This is a genomic window from Psychrobacter sp. ER1, assembly GCF_048631835.1.
In the GTDB taxonomy this organism is placed as follows: Bacteria; Pseudomonadota; Gammaproteobacteria; order Pseudomonadales; family Moraxellaceae; genus Psychrobacter.
In genome coordinates, this window is record NZ_CP184640.1 from 2,400,013 (window position 1) to 2,421,381 (window position 21,369).

At 43.9% G+C, this 21,369-nt stretch carries 16 protein-coding genes, 2 tRNA genes and 5 pseudogenes; 5 read left to right on the forward strand and 18 right to left on the reverse strand.

Annotated features, from left to right (window positions below; all coding sequences use genetic code 11):
- Window positions 1-78: 78 nt before the first annotated feature.
- Window positions 79-768 carry a c-type cytochrome gene (locus ACOBWA_RS11140; RefSeq protein ID WP_420229391.1) on the forward strand — a complete coding sequence of 230 codons (690 nt, stop codon included), beginning with the start codon at window positions 79-81 and terminating at the stop codon, window positions 766-768.
- 21 nt (window positions 769-789) lie between these two features.
- On the opposite strand, the pseudogene ACOBWA_RS11145 reads toward ACOBWA_RS11140, so the two are convergent.
- From ACOBWA_RS11145 to ACOBWA_RS11215, 15 genes and pseudogenes are all read right to left on the reverse strand, one after another.
- A pseudogene (locus tag ACOBWA_RS11145) lies at window positions 790-1,208 on the reverse strand (PaaI family thioesterase).
- Between the two features lie 142 nt (window positions 1,209-1,350).
- On the reverse strand, window positions 1,351-1,893 hold the full coding sequence (locus ACOBWA_RS11150; protein ID WP_101206454.1) for a DUF3124 domain-containing protein: 543 nt from the start codon (window positions 1,891-1,893) through the stop codon (window positions 1,351-1,353).
- Window positions 1,894-1,937: 44 nt separating this feature from the next.
- Window positions 1,938-2,639 carry a potassium channel family protein gene (locus ACOBWA_RS11155; protein ID WP_057761091.1) on the reverse strand — a complete coding sequence of 234 codons (702 nt, stop codon included), beginning with the start codon at window positions 2,637-2,639 and terminating at the stop codon, window positions 1,938-1,940.
- A 68-nt stretch (window positions 2,640-2,707) separates the two neighbouring features.
- Window positions 2,708-3,916 carry a TrkH family potassium uptake protein gene (locus ACOBWA_RS11160; protein ID WP_420229392.1) on the reverse strand — a complete coding sequence of 403 codons (1,209 nt, stop codon included), beginning with the start codon at window positions 3,914-3,916 and terminating at the stop codon, window positions 2,708-2,710.
- 14 nt (window positions 3,917-3,930) lie between these two features.
- Window positions 3,931-4,467, reverse strand: a complete 537-nt coding sequence (locus ACOBWA_RS11165) for a hypothetical protein (RefSeq protein ID WP_420229393.1) — start codon at window positions 4,465-4,467, stop codon at window positions 3,931-3,933.
- A 224-nt stretch (window positions 4,468-4,691) separates the two neighbouring features.
- The gene (locus tag ACOBWA_RS11170) at window positions 4,692-5,444 is read right to left on the reverse strand and encodes an EamA family transporter (protein WP_420229394.1); all 753 of its coding nucleotides are present in this window, start codon (window positions 5,442-5,444) and stop codon (window positions 4,692-4,694) included.
- Window positions 5,445-5,474: 30 nt separating this feature from the next.
- Window positions 5,475-5,630, reverse strand: a complete 156-nt coding sequence (locus ACOBWA_RS11175; protein WP_420229395.1) for a hypothetical protein — start codon at window positions 5,628-5,630, stop codon at window positions 5,475-5,477.
- Window positions 5,631-5,708: 78 nt separating this feature from the next.
- The gene (locus tag ACOBWA_RS11180; RefSeq protein WP_420229396.1) at window positions 5,709-6,851 is read right to left on the reverse strand and encodes a flavin monoamine oxidase family protein; all 1,143 of its coding nucleotides are present in this window, start codon (window positions 6,849-6,851) and stop codon (window positions 5,709-5,711) included.
- Window positions 6,852-6,982: 131 nt separating this feature from the next.
- Window positions 6,983-7,405: a hypothetical protein gene (locus ACOBWA_RS11185; protein ID WP_057761099.1), complete on the reverse strand. Its 423-nt coding sequence runs from the start codon at window positions 7,403-7,405 to the stop codon at window positions 6,983-6,985.
- 450 nt (window positions 7,406-7,855) lie between these two features.
- Window positions 7,856-8,344: a M48 family metallopeptidase gene (locus ACOBWA_RS11190; protein WP_420229397.1), complete on the reverse strand. Its 489-nt coding sequence runs from the start codon at window positions 8,342-8,344 to the stop codon at window positions 7,856-7,858.
- Window positions 8,345-8,565: 221 nt separating this feature from the next.
- Window positions 8,566-10,611: a choline BCCT transporter BetT gene (gene betT, locus ACOBWA_RS11195; RefSeq protein ID WP_191114027.1), complete on the reverse strand. Its 2,046-nt coding sequence runs from the start codon at window positions 10,609-10,611 to the stop codon at window positions 8,566-8,568.
- Window positions 10,612-10,903: 292 nt separating this feature from the next.
- A complete protein-coding gene (betA, locus tag ACOBWA_RS11200; RefSeq protein ID WP_420229398.1) occupies window positions 10,904-12,604 on the reverse strand; it encodes a choline dehydrogenase in 1,701 nt (566 codons plus the stop codon).
- A 117-nt stretch (window positions 12,605-12,721) separates the two neighbouring features.
- Window positions 12,722-14,225: pseudogene (betB, locus tag ACOBWA_RS11205) on the reverse strand (betaine-aldehyde dehydrogenase).
- A gap of 149 nt (window positions 14,226-14,374) precedes the next feature.
- A complete protein-coding gene (locus ACOBWA_RS11210) occupies window positions 14,375-14,944 on the reverse strand; it encodes a TetR/AcrR family transcriptional regulator (RefSeq protein WP_220456015.1) in 570 nt (189 codons plus the stop codon).
- 1 nt (window position 14,945) lies between these two features.
- A pseudogene (locus ACOBWA_RS11215) lies at window positions 14,946-15,289 on the reverse strand (DMT family transporter).
- 504 nt (window positions 15,290-15,793) lie between these two features.
- Here ACOBWA_RS11215 and ACOBWA_RS11220 point away from each other — a divergent pair.
- The 4 genes and pseudogenes from ACOBWA_RS11220 (at window position 15,794) to ACOBWA_RS11235 (ending at window position 17,442) form a co-directional block, all read left to right on the forward strand.
- Window positions 15,794-15,869 (forward strand) — tRNA-Asn (locus ACOBWA_RS11220).
- 190 nt (window positions 15,870-16,059) lie between these two features.
- Window positions 16,060-16,388 (forward strand): annotated as a pseudogene (locus ACOBWA_RS11225) (CopG family transcriptional regulator).
- Window positions 16,389-16,711: 323 nt separating this feature from the next.
- A complete protein-coding gene (locus tag ACOBWA_RS11230; protein WP_420229399.1) occupies window positions 16,712-16,861 on the forward strand; it encodes a hypothetical protein in 150 nt (49 codons plus the stop codon).
- Window positions 16,846-17,442, forward strand: a complete 597-nt coding sequence (locus tag ACOBWA_RS11235) for a hypothetical protein (RefSeq protein ID WP_420229400.1) — start codon at window positions 16,846-16,848, stop codon at window positions 17,440-17,442. Before ACOBWA_RS11230 ends, ACOBWA_RS11235 begins: the two co-directional genes overlap by 16 nt.
- 104 nt (window positions 17,443-17,546) lie before the next feature.
- On the opposite strand, the gene ACOBWA_RS11240 is transcribed toward ACOBWA_RS11235, so the two are convergent.
- The 3 genes and pseudogenes from ACOBWA_RS11240 to ACOBWA_RS11250 all read right to left on the reverse strand — a co-directional run bounded on the left by ACOBWA_RS11240 (window position 17,547) and on the right by ACOBWA_RS11250 (window position 20,970).
- Window positions 17,547-17,637 (reverse strand) — tRNA-Ser (locus ACOBWA_RS11240).
- 91 nt (window positions 17,638-17,728) lie between these two features.
- Complete coding sequence (locus ACOBWA_RS11245; RefSeq protein WP_420230765.1) at window positions 17,729-18,877, reverse strand: type I glyceraldehyde-3-phosphate dehydrogenase; 1,149 nt, start codon at window positions 18,875-18,877, stop codon at window positions 17,729-17,731.
- 157 nt (window positions 18,878-19,034) lie between these two features.
- A pseudogene (locus tag ACOBWA_RS11250) lies at window positions 19,035-20,970 on the reverse strand (AAA family ATPase).
- Window positions 20,971-21,369: the final 399 nt, after the last annotated feature.

The window sequence follows — 21,369 nt, forward strand, 5'->3', positions numbered from 1 at the left end:
GAGTAATGAGCTTTGAATAACCAGGCTGCCGTTCAAGCAAGGATGATAACAATGAGACTAAGCACATTAGGAACAATCATGAACATGGTGACATCAAACTTAATCAAACCATTTAGCCCACTCAGCTCGAGCAAGGCAATAATGATGCTCATGGTCGGCGGATCGATAGTGTTAACAACGTTGTCAGGCTGTAGTCAGTATAAGGCAAAAAACGCAGCCACTATCGCCAACCCGCAGACCGCACCCATGGTATTTGACAACAATTTTGACAATCAAGCCAGTCGCAATCAGGGTGCATGGGGCGGCGTATATATGTCCAAAAACGAGTTCACTGAACCCACCAGCAATATTGTCGATGTAGGCTCAATACTAAAAATGAACGATGATGCCAGCATGCAGAGATGGCTCACTAAATTTGAAGGCAGCACACAAGGTAAAACGGGGTTCTTTGCCACTAATGGCAAAAAGCTCTACGATGACTCTTGTGCTGGTTGTCACATGCAAAAAGGTGAAGGCGCGCAAGGCGCAGGCTACTATCCACCGCTAGCCAATAATAGCAAGATGCAATCGAAGTACTATATTATTAGTGTATTAATCAATGGTCTACGCGGCATGCCATCATTCCACCGCATGATGAGCGATGAGCAAATAGCAGCTGTCACACAATACGTGCATAGCGATCTAAATAATTTCACAGATACAGTGACTACTGCTAATGTCGCGCAGCTACGCCATGAGTTTCCACCAGGATCAGACCCTAGTGAGTGAGTAAAATACACGACAAATTAGCTAACCTTCAATACGCTTAGGCGGCACCGAATACGTGCCAACCACATGAGCCACGATGTCATCAGAGCCTTCTGAATAAAGAGAGACTTCGCCCACTATCAACGTGCGTCCCACTTTCATCAAGGTACATTCGGCGATAATACGAGCACTTGCTGATGGCTTACGCAAAAAGTTGATGGTCAAACTCGTCGTCACCGTTAACGGGACAATACCGATTCTTCCGAGGATAGCGACGTAGATAGCGACATCAGCAACGGCCATCATGACCGGTCCCGAGACTGTGCCACCGGGACGCAGCTCGTTTATGCCAATCTCATGCGATAAGGTCGCGCCATTTTCGTTGACCGCCTCGACGACGCATTTGGTTTGGGAAACTCCAATGCCATAAAGGCGCTGATTTCTTCTTTGGTTGCAGACATAACGCTTCCTTGAATTGAACTGTCCATGTTGATTCGTTTAATACATGTATACGATCATCGCTAGATAGCAAAATCGAAACTATTTTCGCCTATACTACAGTGCTCTTTTAATACTATAAACTACGCACCGACTATACATATATCAATGTATCACGGGCGTGCCTTCTGTACTAAAGGCAAATCCTTTATTGCTAAAGTTGCCAATCATGACCGCTTCTATCACTGGTCTGACTGTCTCATCTACACCTTCAACTTCGATGATAAAGTTGGCACCAGAACCACCTTTGTCCTCTTCTTTTTCGACGATATAGTTCAGCGTGGCCATCGCTGGTAGCTCGATAGGCTTATCTAGATATGACTTGACCAATGCCCCATCTGTATCATAATAATCAATTTTATTGATATACAGTGACTTTTTTAGCGTGGTGTTACGTACACTCAGCGTCGCCGATAGCAGCACCTTGCGAGCGTCTCTATCGGTATAGATATCAGAATAAATCGGCACATAAAAGGTTTGCTTGTAACCAAACTGACTGTGATCCACGTCTGAGGTAATCGCCAACTCTTTAATCGGGTCTTTTTGATGTTCGGACAGAAGAACGTTCGGGTCTTGTGCGGACTGATCACAACCTGACAGTAGTGCCATTATAGCGATCAGTAGGACAGATATACTTCGCTTATTCATAATCATTTCCCTATACCTTCTGGTATCACTGCGATGACAAGCTGCTATTTGATTTTCACACCCACACTACGTAAGAACTGATTGATGTGTTTGTTGGCACCATAGATCACCAGTACATCGCGCTCTTGCAATACTTGCTCAGGCGTCGCCAAACCTTGAATACTAGGCTTGCTCTGCGTACGACCAAAACTGTCTTCATAATACTCATAGCGCAACGTACTAAGCAATCGGATATTAAACTTTTGCTCTAACTGTAAGTCGTCAACGGTCTTACCAATCAGCACATTTGGAATCTTAATCTCTACCATGCTGAAGTTATCGCTCAATTCGAACGAATCGACAAAATAACGTAGTGACAGACGCTTGGCCCAGCGATTGGCCGCTTCTTTTTCAGGGTGAATCAAATCATCCACACCGATGGCTTGTAGGACTTTTTCATGTAGCGGATTGATACTACGGCTGATCAAACGTTTTGCTTTTAACGTCTTAAACAGCGCCGTTGCCATGACATTAGCGCCTTGATCTTCGCCAATTGCCACGATGACAATATCAGTATCAACGATTGGTAATCCGCTAACCGTATACTCGTCCGTGGCATCCATACACAACGTATGAGAAATCACTTCTTTATACGCTTCAACCCGTTGCATACTACTATCAATAGCAATCACTTCATGCCCTTGACTGGTCAATGCCGATCCTAACGATGCACCGAAATTTCCTAGCCCTACGATGATGTATTTCATAACTTAAACAACCTTTTTTAGTATTTTTTTGCTATTTATTAAGAACGACTCAGTCTGTTTACGACGGATTAGTTAATCGTAATCTCTTCAGTAGGATAGCGATAATTACGTTGACGCATATTTTTTAGCAGTGCAATAAATATCGTCAGCATACTGACGCGGCCAACGAACATAATGACCGAAACCACTATTTTACTAAAATCTGATAAGTCTGCTGTCAGGTTTAAACTTAGGCCCACCGTGCTATAAGCTGAGAAGCACTCAAATACCACTTTAATCAAATCAAGCTCTGGCTGATCATAACTGATGAGTGTCACGCCCGTACCGATGACCAGTAGCGACAGCCACATAATAGAAAATGCGCGGCGAACTGAAACCTCCGCAATCTCCCGTTTAAACACCTCTATCTTGGTCTGACCACGAGCTAGGCTCAATGTATTCAATAACGCAATCGCAAAGGTACTGGTCTTGATACCCCCACCTGTAGAGTTTGGCGAAGCACCAATCCACATCAAAAATATCGTCAGCATCACCGTTGGAAACGTCAGCTCACCCATATCAATGACATTAAATCCTGCCGTACGCGGGGTAGCCGCCGTAAAAAACCCTGTTACCAGCTTCCCAAGAAAACTGGTATGGTCAGCGAGCACATTATTGTATTCAAAGATCATCACCCCAATCAGACCGACTAGCAATAGTGCGCCTGTGGTAATCAAAGTAATACGGCTATTAATATTAAGTAACCAAGGCTGATAAATATAGCGTTGGTCATGACGATTTATCAGCCGCTGAGCACGATAACGTAAATACCTAAGCACATTGACCACAATAGTAAAACCCATACCACCAAAAATAAATGTCATCGCCAGAATCAGCTGTAGCGAATAATTAAAACGTAGCGAATCATCGTATAAGCCAGCACTAAAGGTAGAGAACCCAGCATTACAAAAAGCAGAAATCGCATGAAAGACTGAAAAAAATAACTGCTCAGACCAATCCATATTGGGTATATCATAAATACTGACATAAATCAGCGCAGCCGCTACCGCCTCGACAGCAAATGTGACGTATAAGATAGACTTGAGTGTCGACACTACATCACCCATACCACGCATGTAAGACATCTCGCTGATGCTGGCTTGTGTCTCATAGCTGACACCACCCTTAAAAAAATAACTAAAATAGGTCACAAAGGTCAAAATACCCAAACCGCCAATTTGTATCAGCCCCATAATAATGACTTGGCCAAAAGTCGTAAAATAGGTGGCAGTATCCACGACGATAAGCCCTGTTACGCAGACCGCGCTAGTCGCAGTAAAAGCGCATCAACAAAAGACAGTGGCTGCGTCGTCGCATTGGGCATCATCAATAGCAAGGCACCAACCAGCACCACGACTAAAAAGCTTAGAATAAAAAACTGCTCAGGGTGTAGAAAGGTACGATTGAGATTGAAATTATGATCGGAGAGTTCGCGGACGAAGGTGACAAACACCGCTATCTTTATCGCGACAAAGCCATCAACGGCAGCAGCTAGGCCCGAACGTACTAAGTCCGTAAAATGCGCGGTCAATAAAATGATAATGGCAATGCTAGTCAGTGCGTCAAAGACAGCGACTTTATTAAAGGTTAATGGCTTTTTGGTATAGATGTAACGACCAGCGGTCACCATAAAGCTCAGCAAGATAATGACCAAATAGAAGATGTGGAATACTTGCTGGAGCCACGTCGGTAGCGTAAAACCACTATCTAACAAGGCAATAACTACTCCGATAACACTAATAAGAATCGTAAAATTATTTAATAATTGATAACGTGTGGCTGCATTCATAGCCTGAGTCCATGACAACAATAACCACGATACTTATACTCCTTTTTTGTCGTATCCACAAAAAGTGATTTAAGTTAATCGTAACCAATTATTGAGTCATAGCAGCTATTGATAAGCTAGATGCTGATAACCAGACTGATAATCCGAGCGAGATAAGAAGTGCTCATTAGGAAGTAACGGTTTTAATAACTCTATAGTTTAATGCTATCGCCTATACACACTTATTAAACCTCTTCTTTTACTCTTGCTATTTTTACGCCGCCCCATGTCACCGATGCCACGCCAATCGCAATTAAGGTGGCGCCTAAAAATAAACCTTCTGGTGGACTTTCCCTTTGCAAAAAAATAGCGACGGGTACGCCGACAATGGCTCCTACCGCACCTAACAAACTCAGCAACACAGGCCCACCTGTCTTTTGCAATAGAAATAATAGTAAAAACTGTCCAGCAAATACGCCTGCTTGTATAGCTATCATGCTTAGCGGCAACCAGTTCTCTAAAGATACAGCGATAGAGAAGTCTGACATCGCACTAAATAAACCTAGCAGCAGCGCTGCCGCAATCAACATACCTGGAGCGAGTGCACCAGAAGACGCATTATCGGGCCAGCGTAACGTCCGATATATATTACCAATAGCGAGTAGCACTGGACCACAAAGTGCGATTAAAATCCAAAACACACTAGAATCTGGCGCAGAGAATTTATGCACGGCTAATGCCCCTGCTCCAATGAGTGCTGCGATGACCCCAAGCGCACGGACAATATAAAATTGCTCTATACGTAGTATCAGCGCGCCAAGATACGTTAGCAGTGGCGGCAATGAGAGGATTAAGGCAACAAAACCTGCGCCCACATGAGGAATGGCAGAGAATAATAATAAGTTGGCGGCGGCGACACTGACAAGCGCTGCGACAAAGTAATACTCTAAGCTGCGCGCATTAAGAGGAGGGAGTTCTTTTCTGATGAGCGCTATCATAAATAAAATAACAGCAGCACCAGTAATCGACTAGAACAAAAACCCTAATGGGGTCAGACCGACATCGATAGCGTACTTTGCCACATTGGTTGAGATACCAGTGAGTGCCCCACCTGCCAGTAGACAAGCGAAAGGCACCAGCCAAGTGGTTTTGTGAGAAGTTTTTTGTTTGAGCGAATCATTCATCGACTATCCTATTGGATGATGAATTTTCTTAGTCATGTTGGATGGCCTTTAAAATAACTTATAACAGCACCCTAATAGCTACTGGCGCAAAATGGTAGCAGGTAAGCTTTGTACAGCGACGGTTGCTGCATCAATTGCCCCAGCGACATAGCCTGGGAACTGTGCTGACCACTCACTACCACAACCTATTAGACAGTCTTGCCACACGCCTGTTTTTGGCTTGGACGGCGGTGCTACTGCATGCTGACCGTTACCGCTAGCATCAGCGGGCATCGCTGTTAATGGATCCTGTGCCCAGTCTTTGAGATATTCAGCTTTTGGAGTACTTGCCTGATCACCAAATAGTCGCACTAACTGCGCACGGCAATGTTCTTTTAGTACCGTATCAGAAACGCTTTGACGTACTTGAGCAGGAACACCAAAGAAGCCAAACAATGCCCCATCGTTCTCTAATGTCGAGGCATCATGTATCTCAGTAAGTGGCCCTATTGCACTGCGCGCGGCACCCGAGAAACCAGCATCTCGCCAAAATGGTGATTCATAAATAGCGACGTATTTGGCATGAGGCGCCATCCAAGTGGCTGTCTCGCGCCACTGTTCACTTAATTCTTGCGGTAGCGCTGGCTGAAATGCTATCCGACCTTCTACCAATCGAGGCGGTAACGCAAGTAGCACATGCTGCGCACGGAACGTGGTCACATGTCCAGAAGTATCTTCACTCTGTACTTCGATATGTTGAGGCGTCCTGTTTAATTGCTGTACGGTTTGACTAGTCATAATGCAACTAGCATCTAAGCGAGCATATAGCGCATCAGTCAACGCGGCCATACCACCGACTAGACGCACAGAAGGTGGTGCACTTTTATAACCTTGCATACGCACGGGTGGCTGATTGGCAGCGCGCTCAACCATCATATCGCCTTCTTCGAACTGCGCAAAACGTAATAAATTTAACGATTCAATCAGACTACTTAACTGCGTTTGATAATCCGGCCAAAACCATGACGGTCCTAAATCAAACGCCGCGCTTGATTCTGCTTGATCGATATCAGTACTGTTATTAGTAGCAGGCGCATCTGAATATTTAGCAACTGCAATGCGACCACCCAAGGTATCACGCGCCTCTAACAGTATATACGCTATGCCCTTTTGCTCTAATAAGAAGGCGGCATATAATCCGCTCAACCCACCACCAACGATTACCACAGGTATGTCTTGCATATCGGATTACCCTATTTATAGTCGGTTCAATATAACTTGGATACAAGGAGGCCGAGCGAAAGTACTACAAATAGCAGGCTGAGCCAGACTGACACCGTCCCCAATTTATAGAGGATTGACTATAAACCAAACTACTCTGCCAATAGCTTAGTAAGCATCTCATCGATCTCAACCTTGAACTCTTTGTCTTCGATCTTATTGGCTGTGACTTTAGCATTTTGTAGACTTTGGATAGCGGCTTCTTTTTCGCCTGTCTCAAGCTGTAGCACCGCCATAGAAAAAGCAATCGATGACATATGGTCTTTTGAGTTAATGGCAGTAGCCTTGGCCAGTGCTTTGTCATAAATCACCAGTGCTGCGTCCAAATCTTCTGTGAAGTCAGCGAGCGTTTCCCATTGTTCTGGGTGGTCTTTGTCAGTGCCTTCATTATCGGTACAAATGGCGTTTAGTTCAGCATACAGCGAATCAAATTTTTCTTGATTGCCTCTGCGATCTGCTTCTAATAACTCTTCAGCTAAGGTGTAAATGGCTTTATATATTTTGGTATTAATCATTGTTTACAACCTTTCATAGACTATATCGTGTGTGGTTAGGATTATAACGTAATTCTAGGGCGTGTCCTCATTTTAAAAATGGTGATAAAAATGAGATAAATTGCAGTCAAACAAGGAAAATAGCGCAGATAATATCGGGATATTAACCAGCTATTTAACGATGTTTGGCAAAATTTAGCCATTTTTAGCCCGTTTAGATATGATCAATTGAATTGAGGACACGCCCTAGCGGCTCAGATGATTGCTACAGAGAAGAACACGATATTTATGTGGCTGTTGTTAACATCACTATGAACCTTGTTAAGGTTGTTAAGGTTGTTAAGGTTGTTATTCATACTATAGTCGATTCAATTTAAAAGTAGTACAAGGCAACCGAGTGCAAGTTATACATTAGTATGCTTAGCGAGGATGACGATGTAGCGGATGTATATAGACTTGACTATATTAGGGCTACAACTCTCGCCAGTGTAACCACAGTCGAGTATCCAACTCAAACTGATGATACTCAGGCTCCATATGGCAGCATAATTGATAAAACGCTTTGTTATGCTCATGCTCTTTGAAATGGGCAAGCTCGTGCACCACTATCATGCGCAAAAACTCTGGCGGCGCGTCTTTAAATAGGCTGGCTACCGTGATGCTATTGTGCGATTTGAGCTTACTGCCTTGTACGCGCGATTGCGTCGTATGGATACCTAGGGCATGTTTTAAAACCTTGAGCTTACTGCTATAGCTGACATTTGATAGCTGACCAATCTTACGCATGTATTGGGTTTTTATCTCATTTATATACTGATAGAGCGCTTTGTCGCTTTGGATTTGATGCTGATTCGGGTACTTTTTTTCCAGATAATCGCCTAATTTACCATCAGTTACAAGCTGAGTAGCTTGAGTCTGAATCTGCTCTGAGTAATGTGCTATGTACTTTAATTTGGTCACAAGTGTATCCTTTGCTAATACGTTGCAGCATATTAGTCGATCAATTTAATCTTAATGAATTTTACCTTATATTTTCGGTGCTTGTTTGCCACTTATTTGGGATACATCTTCAACTTAAACGACAGTTATTTATAAATAGTTATTCATAAAAAAACCCCATAAGCTGCGTTCAACTTATGGGGACATTTTTACTAATAGTTTTACTTAAAAAGTGTGTCTGATTAACGCTCTAAATGCAGATACTGCAAATGACGCTCGTACTGATTTAAGATATCAACCAATACCTGCTCTTTTGAGTAGCCAACCAAGTCATACTCTTGCGAGCCTTCGCTTAAGAACACTTCCGCACGGTAGTAGTACTCTGCGTGCTTAGTAGATGTACTCAATGTAAAGTTAGGACGATGAGCTTTAATTAGATTGACTTCATAAATAAAGTCATCTTCATCGCCATGACCGACACGCAGTTTTAGACCATCTACCTGACCACTGTCTTGGTCCATGCCTGCATCGATACCTTCACCGATACTAGCAAGGTTTTTGGTATCTAACGAGGTTTTGAGACCACCTGCTTTAAACTCTTTTTCGACCTCAGACATTGCTGGCATGACGACCGTATGCAAGAATTTTTCGACCTGTGCATGTCCTGGGAAACTCACAATACGTTGCAAGCGCGCTTTCCAGCTCTTCCCACTGTCCAACACATTTGCCGTGCCGATTGTACTTGCTTTACGCTTATTGCCTTCTTCTTTTAGCGACTTCCACATAGACATCATGTAGAGCACAAGAATAATAGAGAATGGTAAACCTGCAATGACAGAAACAGATTGCAATGAGGCAAAACCACCTGCAAATAGCAGTCCTAACGTAATAAGACCAGTGGCTGCTGCCCAAAACAGACGTAACCAAACAGGAGCATCGGTATCATTGGTCATACCTCTTGAGCTCAAGTTCGCTAGTACTAACGCGCCTGAGTCAGCAGAAGTCACAAAGAAAATAAGACCAATAACCACACCAGCAAATGACAATACTTCACTGTAAGGGAAGTATTCAAACAGCGCAAACATGCCCATTGCCGCATCATTGACCGCAATTTCACCCAGCTCTGTTGCGCCATTGGCAACCAAGTCTATCGCTGAATTACCAAAGATAGAGAACCATGCAAAAATAAACCCAAGCGGAATAAACATCACGCCAAATACAAACTCGCGCAATGTACGGCCACGGCTAATACGTGCAATAAATAGACCTACAAATGGTGCCCAAGCAACCCACCATGCCCAGAAAAATATCGTCCACCAAGATTTCCACTCGGCACCAGCAGCACCGTCATAAGCATAAACGTCAAAGGTTTTATAAATGATGGTTTGGAAATATTGACCGATATTTTGAGTAAAGGTATTTAATAGATACACCGTATTGCCCATAACCAATATGGCAAGCAACAACAGTATTGACGACAGCATGTTGAATTCAGATAGACGACGAACGCCTTTTTCGACACCTGTCATCGCAGAAATAGCTGCGGCAGCGACAACACCTACAATGATGAGCGCCTGAACCGTTTTGCTAGATTCGATACCGAACACATGGGTCAAGCCAGCATTGGCCTGCAATACCCCAATACCCAAACTGGTCGCAATACCCATCAACGTACAGACGACGCCGAAGGTATCAATACCATCGCCTAACCAACCTTTGATTAAGCGTTCACCGAATATCGGTGTTAGCGGCGAGCGTAGCGCGAGTGGCATGTTTTTGCGATAAGCAAAGTAAGCCAGCGCCATACCGATTAGTGCATAAATACCCCAACCATGTAGACCCCAGTGCAAGAAGGTCTGAGCAAGCGCTTCACGCATGGCCTCAGCACTAGCAGGCTCTAGGCCTGTATGAGGGGTCAAATAATGCATCAAAGGCTCAGAGGCACCAAAGAACAACAGGTCAATACCAATACCCGCTGAGAACAGCATGGCCGCCCACGCTAAAAATGGAAATTGCGCTTTTTCGTGGTCTTGACCAAGCTTTATATCACCGTACTTAGAAAAACCAACAAACAACGCGAAGATACTATAAGCGGCAACCACCAACATATAATACCAGCCAAACTTGTCTGATACCCAAGTCATGCTCGCGCTCAACAAGGCCTCACTATAATCTGGAAAAGCGATGGTCCAGATTATCAATAAAATAGAAATAATAGCTGAGCCCATAAACACGGTTTTGTTTAGGGTCAGAGGTTTCGTCACATCTTGTGATGGCGAACTGTACATAAAAGACCTCAATAGATAAATTAAACAGGGTCCGATATTGCTTTGTCCGGCATCGTCTAATAGTAGACTGATGATCTATAACCGTATAACGTGGAACCAACCGCATGACGGACAAAGCAGTACCAATAAATAAAAAGCTAATAAAATTATAAACAAATTCAACCTGAACGGTATTCATTATTCTAATATGTTAGCGCTGATAGAAAAGGCCTCTACTTGGAAAGGCCTTTTGGTTAAAATTTTCTCATATCATTATTTATTCAGTAACCTGTATGCAGGCTTATATCACAGCCTACACCGTCGAGAGATAATCGCGCATTGGCTCTGAGCGCAGCGCTGCACCATTGGCCACGTAATAATCTGCCGTTGAACGTGGCAGCTGTACGCCTCTCATCTTATCGACAATTTTTTCGGCGAGCATAATAGTTGTAGCATTGAGATTACCACTAATAATGTTTGGCATGATAGACGCATCGACGACTCGCAAGCCATCAATACCATGTACCAGACCTTCGCCGTTTACTACCGAATCGTTATCTTCACCCATCGCACAGGTACAAGATGGATGATAAGCCGTCTCACTATGATTGCGTACGTATTCATCTAACTGGGCGTCGGTGACCAGATCATCGGTCGGTGCAATTGCGCGACCACGATAAGGATCAAGCGCTGGCTGATGCATGATCTCACGCGTGATACGCATCGCAGCACGGAACTCTTGCCAGTCTTGATCATGCGACATATAGTTAAACAAGATACTTGGATGTGCTTTCGGATCACGTGATTTTAGCTTAACGCGGCCACGGCTTGGTGAGCGTAATGAGCCGACGTGTGCTTGGAAGCTATGCGATTTAACAGCACTGCGGCCATCATAGCGTACAGCTAGTGGCAAGAAATGGTACTGAATATTTGGATGGGTAAACTTCTCATCCGTACGGATGAAGCCGCCACCTTCAAATTGGTTAGACGCACCAAGACCTGTGCCATTGAATAACCATTCTGCACCAATCGCAGGCTTATTCCACCATTTATTGGCAGGCGCGATTGACACTGGCAGTTTGCATTCATACTGCATATATAGCTCTAGATGGTCTTGTAAATTATTACCGACACCTGGCAGATCCAATATTTCAGTCACGCCAGCATCTTTTAGCCATTGACCAGGACCGATACCTGAACGTTGCAGTAGTTGCGGTGAGGCAATCGCACCAGATGAGATAATCACTTCGCGAGCGGCATGGAAATTTTTGGACTGGCCTTCGTGCTCGACTTTGACACCGACAGCGCGCTTGCCGTCAAATAAAATCACGTCAGTCAATGCACCTGTCAAAATCGTAATATTGCTACGTGGTTTGGCACGGTCAAGATAGCCGCGAGCCGTCGATGCACGGCGACCGTTAGGCGTCACGAATCGATCCATCGGACCAAAACCTTCTTGCTGATAGCCGTTTAGATCTTCGGTACGTGGATAGCCAGCTTGTACGCCCGCTTCAATCATAGCTTGGAACAGTGGATTAACTCCTGGCTTTGAGGTAGTCATTTCAACAGGACCGCCCACCCCATGATAGTCGTTCTCGCCAGCGTCACAGTTTTCTAGCTTTTTGAAGTACGGCAAACAATCAGAATACGTCCAGTCTGACAGTCCTTTTATTTTAGACCAATCATCAAAATCTAACGCATTACCACGGATATAGCACATACCGTTAATCAATGATGAGCCACCTAACCCTTTACCGCGGCCACAATCCATGACACGATTATTCATATATGGCTCAGGATCTGTCTTATAACCCCAGTTATAAGTCGTGCCTTGTAGCGGCATGGCAAGCGCAGCTGGCATTTGGGTACGGAAGTCAAAACGATAGTCTGGACGACCTGCTTCTAACAGCAGTACTTTAACACTGGCATCTTCGGTCAGACGTGTGGCCAGCACATTTCCTGCTGAGCCTGCTCCGACGATAATATAGTCATACTCAGGTGTGGTTGATGTCATAACATACTCCATAATATTGAAAAAACATAAATCGTTTAGGGTCAGTAAGGTCTACTAAAAGGCTAAATAAAAGCTGATAAGCAACCTTACTGGCTTCGTTTTTCTCAATAAGATTGATTAAAAGACAGATTCAAACGCACCCAACTCTACTTGGATAGATTTGGTCTGAGTATAGTGTTCGAGCGCTTCGATACCGTTTTTCGCGGCCGATGCCAGAATGCTTGTACCCGCCTACTGGCATTTGTGCTGCCGACTCGCCCCACGTATTCAACCAGCAGATGCCAGCTTCGATCTGAGCGATGACTCGATGTGCGCGTTTTAGATCTGCAGTCACAACCCCAGCGGCCAAGCCATAATCAGTATCATTGGCACGGCGAATGACCTCTTCTTCGGTCTCGTACGTCAATATCGACATCACTGGGCCAAAGATTTCTTCGCGTACGATAGTCATATCGTCCGTGCAATCAGTAAATACTGTCGGTGCGACAAATGCGCCTTTTGCAAGCTCGTTCGTTGTAACGCGCTCGCCACCTGTTAGCAAACGCGCGCCGCCTTTTTTACCTTGCTCGATATAGCCAAGCACACGCTCCATGTGCGGGAAGCTAACCAGTGGACCCATATTGATGTTCTCATCCATAGGGTCGCCTAGCTTAATACGCTCAACACAAGTTAAGATCGCTTGCTCAAACTTAGCTTGTAACGCTTTAGGGATGAATACGCGTGTGCCATTGGTACATACCTGACCCGTACTGTAGAAGTTGGCCATCATAGCGATGTCAGCAGCGGTATCGATATCTGCGTCATCAAATATGATTAAAGGTGATTTACCACCAAGCTCTAAAGTTACGTCTTTTAGAGATGAGCTTGCTGCACTCGACATGACTTTTTTACCAGTCGGTACGCCACCCGTGAACGATACTTTTGCGATATCTGGGTGATCGGTTAGCGCTTGACCCACTTCATAGTTACCTTGTACGACGTTAAACACACCATCTGGCAATCCAGCTTCGGTCAATATTTCTGCCAGTTTTAGTGCCGTCAATGGCGTCACTTCTGATGGTTTAAAAATCATCGCATTACCAGCAGCCAGTGCAGGTGCCGCTTTCCACATCGCGATTTGAATAGGATAGTTCCACGCGCCAATACCTGCGACCACGCCAAGAGGCTCGCGGCGAGTATAGACAAAGCTAGTATCACGCAATGGAATCTGACGTCCTTCAATCATTGGCGCAAGCCCTGCATAGTACTCGATGACATCAGCACCAGTCACGATATCGACATACTTTGTCTCAGAGTAGGCTTTACCCGTGTCTTTGGTCTCAAGTAGGGCGAGCACATCATTGCGCGCACGCAATATTTCAACAGCCTTTGATAAAATGCGGCCACGCTCGACCGCTGTCATCGCCGCCCAAACTTTTTGACTTTTATGTGCGGCTTTTACGGCTTCATCAATCTGCTCTTTGCTGGTTTGCTGAATCGTTGCCAATACTTCACCAGTGGCTGGATTGATATCTTCAAAAGTCGTCAGCGATTCATCTACCGCTAGATAGCGACCGTTGATATAGGCTGTTTGTACTTGGTCTAAATCGATAATATCTGTCAAATTATTAATATCAGTCATAAATTCTCCTTAGGACGATTGGCAAAAGTAGCTATATAAAGGTACTCAGGCCGAATAGTGTCGTCGTTAGTTAAGTTTCGAAATTTAGTCTTTAAGAAATTTAGTCTTTAAATAGTGAAATAAAAATTATTTTATAAAACAGCGTCATTTTATGAATCAAAGTCTTGTTGCGTCATTTTTATCAGGCGATCACGTAATGACTGTTTGTCTGCGATATCGATACCTGAAAAGTCTGAGAGCCAAATACCGTCAGCGACAAGGCGAACCATACATAATGTCTCGGTATTATCCGTTGCTGCATGTTTTTTGAGTTGCTCGTTCGCCCACTTAGCCCACAACTCACGCAGCTCACTATCACCTAGCATCAGCACATATAAGGTCGCTTGGTTATCGTACTCTTCCTGCCCTTGCTCGCCGAGACTGATGGTGGCGTCTATGTAAGCGCGGGTAAATGAACCGTACTTAACAGGATCGTCAGCCATTGCTGCGTTTACTTCTGCCTCAAACTTAGCCATTGCATCATTGAAGACTTCTAGCACGAGTGCGTTTTTGGTAGAAAAATGATGCATCACACCACCCTTTGTCACCCCAACCGCATCAGCGACCGCCTGAAAAGTCACTTTAGATAAGCCCTGCTCCAATGTGATACGTGCTGCTTGATCTAACAACGCACGACGAATGACTTCTGGCTGTTTTTTACGCTTATAAGCATTTTCCATATCAATGCACCACAGAATTAGACAATAAGTTCATCACAACAACACCGCCGACGATCATCGCGATACCGACCACTGCTGCTGTATCAAGATTTTGCTTGAATAGCACCACACCAGCAAGTGATGTCAGTACGATTCCGAGTCCGCCCCACAGCGCGTACGCAATACCTAGCGGTATGGTCTTAAGCGTCTGAGCCATTAGATAAAATGAAACCGCATAGAGCGCGCCCATCATCAAAGTTGGCACCAAACGGGTGAACTGCTCTGACTTCATCAAAAAGTAGTGCCGATCACTTCACAAATGATGGCAATGGCTAAGTAACCATAAGCAATAGTAGTAGGACTCATCTTTAGAACACCCGCTTTCGTTCAACGCATGCTATGAAAAAACATAGCAAAGAAACCACATGGTCGGTATTTTATAGAAATCTACTGCCAATGTGAAGGGCTGTCTTGCAACTTTATTGTGTCAAACGGTATCGCACCACCCTTGTATTCAAAAACACAAAGCCTTAAATCCAGTTTTACTTTGCCGAATTGACGTCTAGTTCCATATTCTTATCGTTTGTCCATGCGCCATAAAAAATTTTCTGAAAATAACTTGTATTTCTAAAGCACATTTTATTTTTAAAACACATTTATCGTCATTTTCTATTGAGTTCTGTCTTGAAATAGCCTATCTGATAAGGGATTGGCGTTAATTTTCAATAATTGCGATAATATTTATAATTAAACGCATAATAAGGTTGACAGCCTGTAGTGACTTGGCTAAAATGTGCCCCACATAACGCAAACAAGCTAATTAACTGCTTTAATATAAAGCATCAATGACTTGCTGTTATGACCAGCTATTCTCCAATAGCTCAGTTGGTAGAGCAACGGACTGTTAATCCGTGTGTCCCTGGTTCGAGCCCAGGTTGGAGAGCCATATACTAAAAACCTTCATCATAATTTGATGGAGGTTTTTTTATTGCTGTGTCTTTTATATTTACTTCTAATAATATTAGCACGGCTGTGGTGTTCTTTTAGACATTTTTGTTGTATGGTAAGATTAGTTTTGATTGGGTTCGTTTTTGTTTGAGTGCTTCGCTCTTACTCACTAAAAGTAATGGTTTATTATGATACCTGTACGTATAAAAATAAGTTTTCTGATCATCCGCAAAAGATCATGCGCCCGATTAGTATTCGTTTGTCTGAAGAAATGATTGGTCTATTAGAAACGACGTCATCAGACTTGGGCTTTAAGCGCATTCAAGGGCTTATTCGTCTTTATATTCGTCAGGGCTTAGATCGTGACCATCAGGATTATACGCTTGCCCATGATGAAGTATTCATCGAAACACTACGTAAGCGCGGCGTTAGCCAACATATTATTGATGAAGCGATTGTAGTAACGCATAATAACAACATCACTCATCCGCTATCTGAATTACAAGACAACGATTAAACAATTAATAGTGTCGTTACTAATGAATAGTATCGCTGCTAGATAGTCTTAAAATAAAAAAGACCGAGTTTGCTAACGCGAGCTTGGTCTTTTTTGTGGCTGTTATAAAAGTTAAAGCATTACTGATCTTTCTCTAACTCTCCTCTTGTTACGCCCTTCTTACATTTAATCTACAGTAAGTATGTTTTTAAGTACTCTGCGATATTTGCGACTGTAGTTAGCCATAACTAAACACAACAGATGTTTAAACAAGGTATATTAAGGATATAGTCGCGACTATTCATAAGGTTTCAACATAATAAAGATCTGCAAGGAGGGGTACGATGACGGGCTTACATCAGCGTTTCAACAAAACTTTGTTTTCAACCATGACGGTAGCAATACTAGTGATTGCGACTGGCTGCTCATCGCCGCAGACTGATCCAAGTAAAACAACCATACCGACAGATTCAGACCAATGGCAAAAAAGCTAGGACAAACTTTTGAGCAGTTGTCTGAGGCCGATCAACAAGTACTCAGCCGATATATGCTGCGTATGAAATTGAGCGACGCTTATGAATCAGGAGCCATGCCGCGTACCACTATCAAGCAAGCGCTAATACAACAGCGTGAATATGAACGTCTGCATCCAAACAACCCAACAGGCAAGAAAAGCCCAATCGTCAAAGGTCAGGCGGCGAACGCTACTGCACAGATGTATCCTGTCGCCCTGCTCCCAGTGAAAACCAGTGATAGCGATAGCTTAAATCAAGTCAAAATGCAGTTTATGCTATCCAATCATGGCAAAGGCGCGATAAAAAGCTTTAAAGGGACGCTGACCATGAAGGATGCCAACCTGACAAAGGGCAAAAACTTTAATGTGCCTTTGACAACGTTTGATCCACCTATCGCCCCAGAACAGTCCGGCAAAATCATTATTGAAAGCAGTATTGAGGATATCAATGTCATGCGCGCTATCAAAAATGCTAGTGGCATCACTATCGAGATTAACAAAGGCACGCTTACCTTAGTAGATGATCAGACAATCGAATTTGAAAACTCACTGGTGAAGTAGCAGTACAACCTACTATTGAGGATTTTATAGAAGGTACTAATTAACATTTTTATCAATACCATAAAAAAAGCCCCAATCATTGCTGATTGGGGCTTTTTCGAATTTGGCGGAGACGGAGAGATTCGAACTCTCGAAGGGCTATTAACCCTTGTCGGTTTTCAAGACCGGTGCATTCAACCGCTCTGCCACGTCTCCATTGGTGCATCATTATATAGATATCATTTTATAATGCAAGCCCCTAAACTAAAAAATTCAATTAATTTTCGAATACTTGTAAATTGGTGCATTATCGCTTGCTTGAGGCCAGATGTAAGCACATATCGAGCAACCTATTGGCATAACCCCATTCATTATCATACCATGCAAAAACCTTATATTGACCACCCACTTGCATAAGCTGCTGACCATCAATGATAAGCGACTCAGTCTGATGGATAAAATCACTAGATACCAATGGCTCATCGGTATAAGCCATAATGTCATGCAAATGCGCCTGACTGGCAGATTTAAGTACTTCTCGCACTGTCTCGACATCGACATCTGGCGTATCAAACACAAAGGTGACATCAATCGCAGCCACGTCGATAGTGGGCACCCGTATCGAATGCCCATTTATCTTGCCGACCATGGCTGGTAGCACCCGCTCTGTCGCAGCGATACTACTGGATGTCGTTGGGATAATATTATAGCCAGAAGCGCGTGCCCGTCTTGGATCTCGATGTGCTTGATCCAGCACTGTCTGATCGGCAGTGACTGCATGAATCTCTGTCATCATGGCGGACTGCACACCGAACGCCTTATCTAGCGTATCAATCAACGGCACCAATGCCTGCGTGGTACAAGAAACACTAGAGATAATCGGTAGCTCAAGCGTGAGCGCATCGGTATTCACGCCCATGACGATACAGGCATCCACATCATCAAATGGCGCGGCACCGATGATTACTTGCTGTGCGCCTGCATGGATGTGTAGCGTCGCTTGCTCATACGAGCGAAAATGCCCAGTACACTCTAAAACCACATCGACCCCTAGCGACTGCCAAGGTAGGTTTTGTGGATTGGGCTCTGAGAGCATATTGATGCAGTAAGTCAGATTGTTTTTGGTCAGACAGAGCTCAGTCTTGCTCGTATCAACTGACTCACTCTCTACAATCTCAGCATTGACCCCTAATCGACTGAGGCGGCCATGTGTGCTGTCAAACTTCAATAAATGCAGCAAGATATCCGCTGGCGCTAAGTCATTAATTGCCACTACATGAATCGCACGACCCAACACTTCAAAGCGCTCTAACAAAGCGCGAAGTACATTGCGCCCTATCCGACCAAAGCCATTGATAGCGACTCTCAGTGGCTGTGTGTGCTCACCAGTGGTACGGAACGTCGCCGCTATTGGGTCAGACGTCAATTGATAAGTAGCGCTCGAAAAATCAGGCATAACATTGGACATAAAGGGTATCGCTATAAATGAGGGTAAAAACTGAGCGTTATCACGTTGAGTGCGCTAATGATTGCTGAATATTAAGAAATAGCAAAAATAAAGCCTATAAAACTAATGGTAAAAGTTATAGGCAATAAAATTATAAGCAGCAAAACTATGGGGTGATAAAAATCAATGCGAGGCGAATGGTGTTGTAGTCAATGCTCTGCTTAAGATGATCATATATCGGACGCAATTTGATGCTACCGTCATCATTGAAGTCATTTGGATTATTAGCAACTTTAATAGCGACATAGGCATTGCCAACGGCTGTCATTACCTCATCATCTGGACGCAGATGATCGCAGGCAAGACTTGGGTCTTGTGATTTTAGGTCAGCAATATGACGCATGATGGTCGACTGTGACAACTGACGCGCTTGTGATATCTCCGCAATGGTCAAACTCTCTTCTAACAACACTCTGGTCGCAAGTAGGGTACTGTCTGATTTGTCAGAGACCTGATTGCCTAACTTCTGTTTTTTATCGATTTTCGCTTGCTGTTGTTCGCGTCGCTTCTTTTGTAGGGTGGCGTAAGCATCGATTACCGACTTGCTCAATGTCCCACCTGACTTCAGCACGAATTTTTCATGTGCCTGCTGCATGCTTTCTTCATCTAGCATCGCATAGTTGGCATCCGCTTCTTCAGACAGTACCAAAAACCGCTTATCTGCGCCGCGAGCCAATGGATCAAGTTGCAAGCTCATGTCGTTCATACCCAGCAGCTGTAGACCTGATAGCGATTTGAGGCGTGATAATGCTACATAGCCTTGTCCCAACTCAAAAGTACGCGACAAATCGATTTCAGCCGCATCGAGGGTCATGCCTTGTGACTTATGAATGGTAATCGCCCATGCCAGACAGAGCGGCACTTGTAAGTAACTTGCCAGCACGTCACCCGTTTCATCTTCGATAATCCATTCTTCAGGCTCAGCGATGACTTCTCGTCCTGAATTAAGCCGCACGACAGGCATTTTTTGGGTCGTTGGTTTCTTCGACTTTGGTTTTTCTTTATCTTTTTTAGCAGCAGACTTCTTACCTTTTGTCGTTTTTTCGCTAGCAGCATCCTCATCAACGTCATCGCTGCTATCGTCTTCGATTAACGCGTCACTACTGTCTTTATCATCTATTTTGACAGCAGCAAAACCAATCAACTCGCCCATCGTTCCGTTAGAGACACCAAGCTCAGCATTGTTTTTGATAAACATGACCTTGGCGCCGACTTTGAGAATCAGCTCGTCTTGGGTACGCACGGTCTTTTTAGCGTCTCAACCAGCTTGCTATCGCCCGTTGCAGTCGCCTCAAAACGCATCATCTCGCCATCTAGAGACGCCAGTTCTTTGTCATTGATTTTATTGACGTTGAGGTTATGGGTATACAGCCGAGTACGCTTGATATCGACACTTTGGTCATACGTCGCTTCTAAAGCAGCAATCGCCTCAAAGGTTACTTCCTGACGGCGGATTTGGTTAAGGATGTCATCCAAATCCAGACCGCCATTGGCTGCATCGCTGACTTGACGATGCTGCTCAGACAAGTAGCAAATATGGAACTTGGCATCGAGCCACGCTTCGGACATAAAGGCAAACTTTTCACGATTCGTCTCACCTTTACTGCCAATCGGTGGCAGCTGAAAAAAGTCTCCTGCGACTACCACCTGAATACCACCGAACGCTTTGTCATTTTTGCGAATATGCTTGAGCACTTGGCTGACTAAGTTAAGCTGCTTGGCATGTAGCATTGATATCTCATCGATAACCAACACAGCCGTGTCTTTTAGTCTGTCTGCTAAGAACTGCTTGCGTGATAAATTTGTCAAATCTCGATCAGACAGCTCATCCTTGATACCAATACCCGACCAACTATGAATCGTTGTGCCGTTCATGTGTGTGGCAGCAATACCGGTACTGGCAGTCACCGCAACAGGCACACGGCGAGCTCGTAGATAATCAATATATTGATTGAGCGTATAGGTCTTACCTGAGCCTGCTGAGCCCGTTAAAAGACATTTTGACCTGTTTTTAAGATATCGAGAGCAGAAGATTGACGCATAGATTCAAACCAGCCAGTAATGTGAAAAAAGAGAATAATAAAACCATCATCATAATGGAAAAAAACGCAACATTTGCCTAAAATCACCTAAAATTTGCGGGCTGTGCAACCTTGAGGTATCGACAATAAAATAAACAATTGTCAATAGAATATAGATAAAAAATGCTTTATTTTTTATAAATGCAAAAAATCAATAGCTTATCTTTTAATTTTGTCCGTAAAGTATCTGCTTTGATCATAAATACCAAGCCTATGCATTCTAGGCTTTACAGCAATAAAATCATGGCCATTAAAGCAAACTTCCTGTTATGTGTTAACTCATCAGTCATTATAAAATTTTAGTATGATTATCAGCAGAAGCCCAGTAGTATGGAACGTGTACAGAGAGCAATTGATGTT

Coding starts and splice junctions, on each gene's coding strand:
- ACOBWA_RS11140 (WP_420229391.1), top strand. CDS start 79: ATGAACATGGTGACATCAAACTTAATCAAACCATTTAGCCCACTCAGC.
- ACOBWA_RS11150 (WP_101206454.1), bottom strand. CDS start 1,893: ATGAATAAGCGAAGTATATCTGTCCTACTGATCGCTATAATGGCACTA.
- ACOBWA_RS11155 (WP_057761091.1), bottom strand. CDS start 2,639: ATGAAATACATCATCGTAGGGCTAGGAAATTTCGGTGCATCGTTAGGA.
- ACOBWA_RS11165 (WP_420229393.1), bottom strand. CDS start 4,467: ATGAATGCAGCCACACGTTATCAATTATTAAATAATTTTACGATTCTT.
- ACOBWA_RS11170 (WP_420229394.1), bottom strand. CDS start 5,444: ATGATAGCGCTCATCAGAAAAGAACTCCCTCCTCTTAATGCGCGCAGC.
- ACOBWA_RS11175 (WP_420229395.1), bottom strand. CDS start 5,630: ATGAATGATTCGCTCAAACAAAAAACTTCTCACAAAACCACTTGGCTG.
- ACOBWA_RS11180 (WP_420229396.1), bottom strand. CDS start 6,851: ATGCAAGACATACCTGTGGTAATCGTTGGTGGTGGGTTGAGCGGATTA.
- ACOBWA_RS11185 (WP_057761099.1), bottom strand. CDS start 7,405: ATGATTAATACCAAAATATATAAAGCCATTTACACCTTAGCTGAAGAG.
- betT (WP_191114027.1), bottom strand. CDS start 10,611: ATGTACAGTTCGCCATCACAAGATGTGACGAAACCTCTGACCCTAAAC.
- betA (WP_420229398.1), bottom strand. CDS start 12,604: ATGACATCAACCACACCTGAGTATGACTATATTATCGTCGGAGCAGGC.
- ACOBWA_RS11210 (WP_220456015.1), bottom strand. CDS start 14,944: ATGGAAAATGCTTATAAGCGTAAAAAACAGCCAGAAGTCATTCGTCGT.
- ACOBWA_RS11230 (WP_420229399.1), top strand. CDS start 16,712: ATGACGGGCTTACATCAGCGTTTCAACAAAACTTTGTTTTCAACCATG.
- ACOBWA_RS11235 (WP_420229400.1), top strand. CDS start 16,846: ATGGCAAAAAAGCTAGGACAAACTTTTGAGCAGTTGTCTGAGGCCGAT.
- ACOBWA_RS11245 (WP_420230765.1), bottom strand. CDS start 18,877: ATGCCTGATTTTTCGAGCGCTACTTATCAATTGACGTCTGACCCAATA.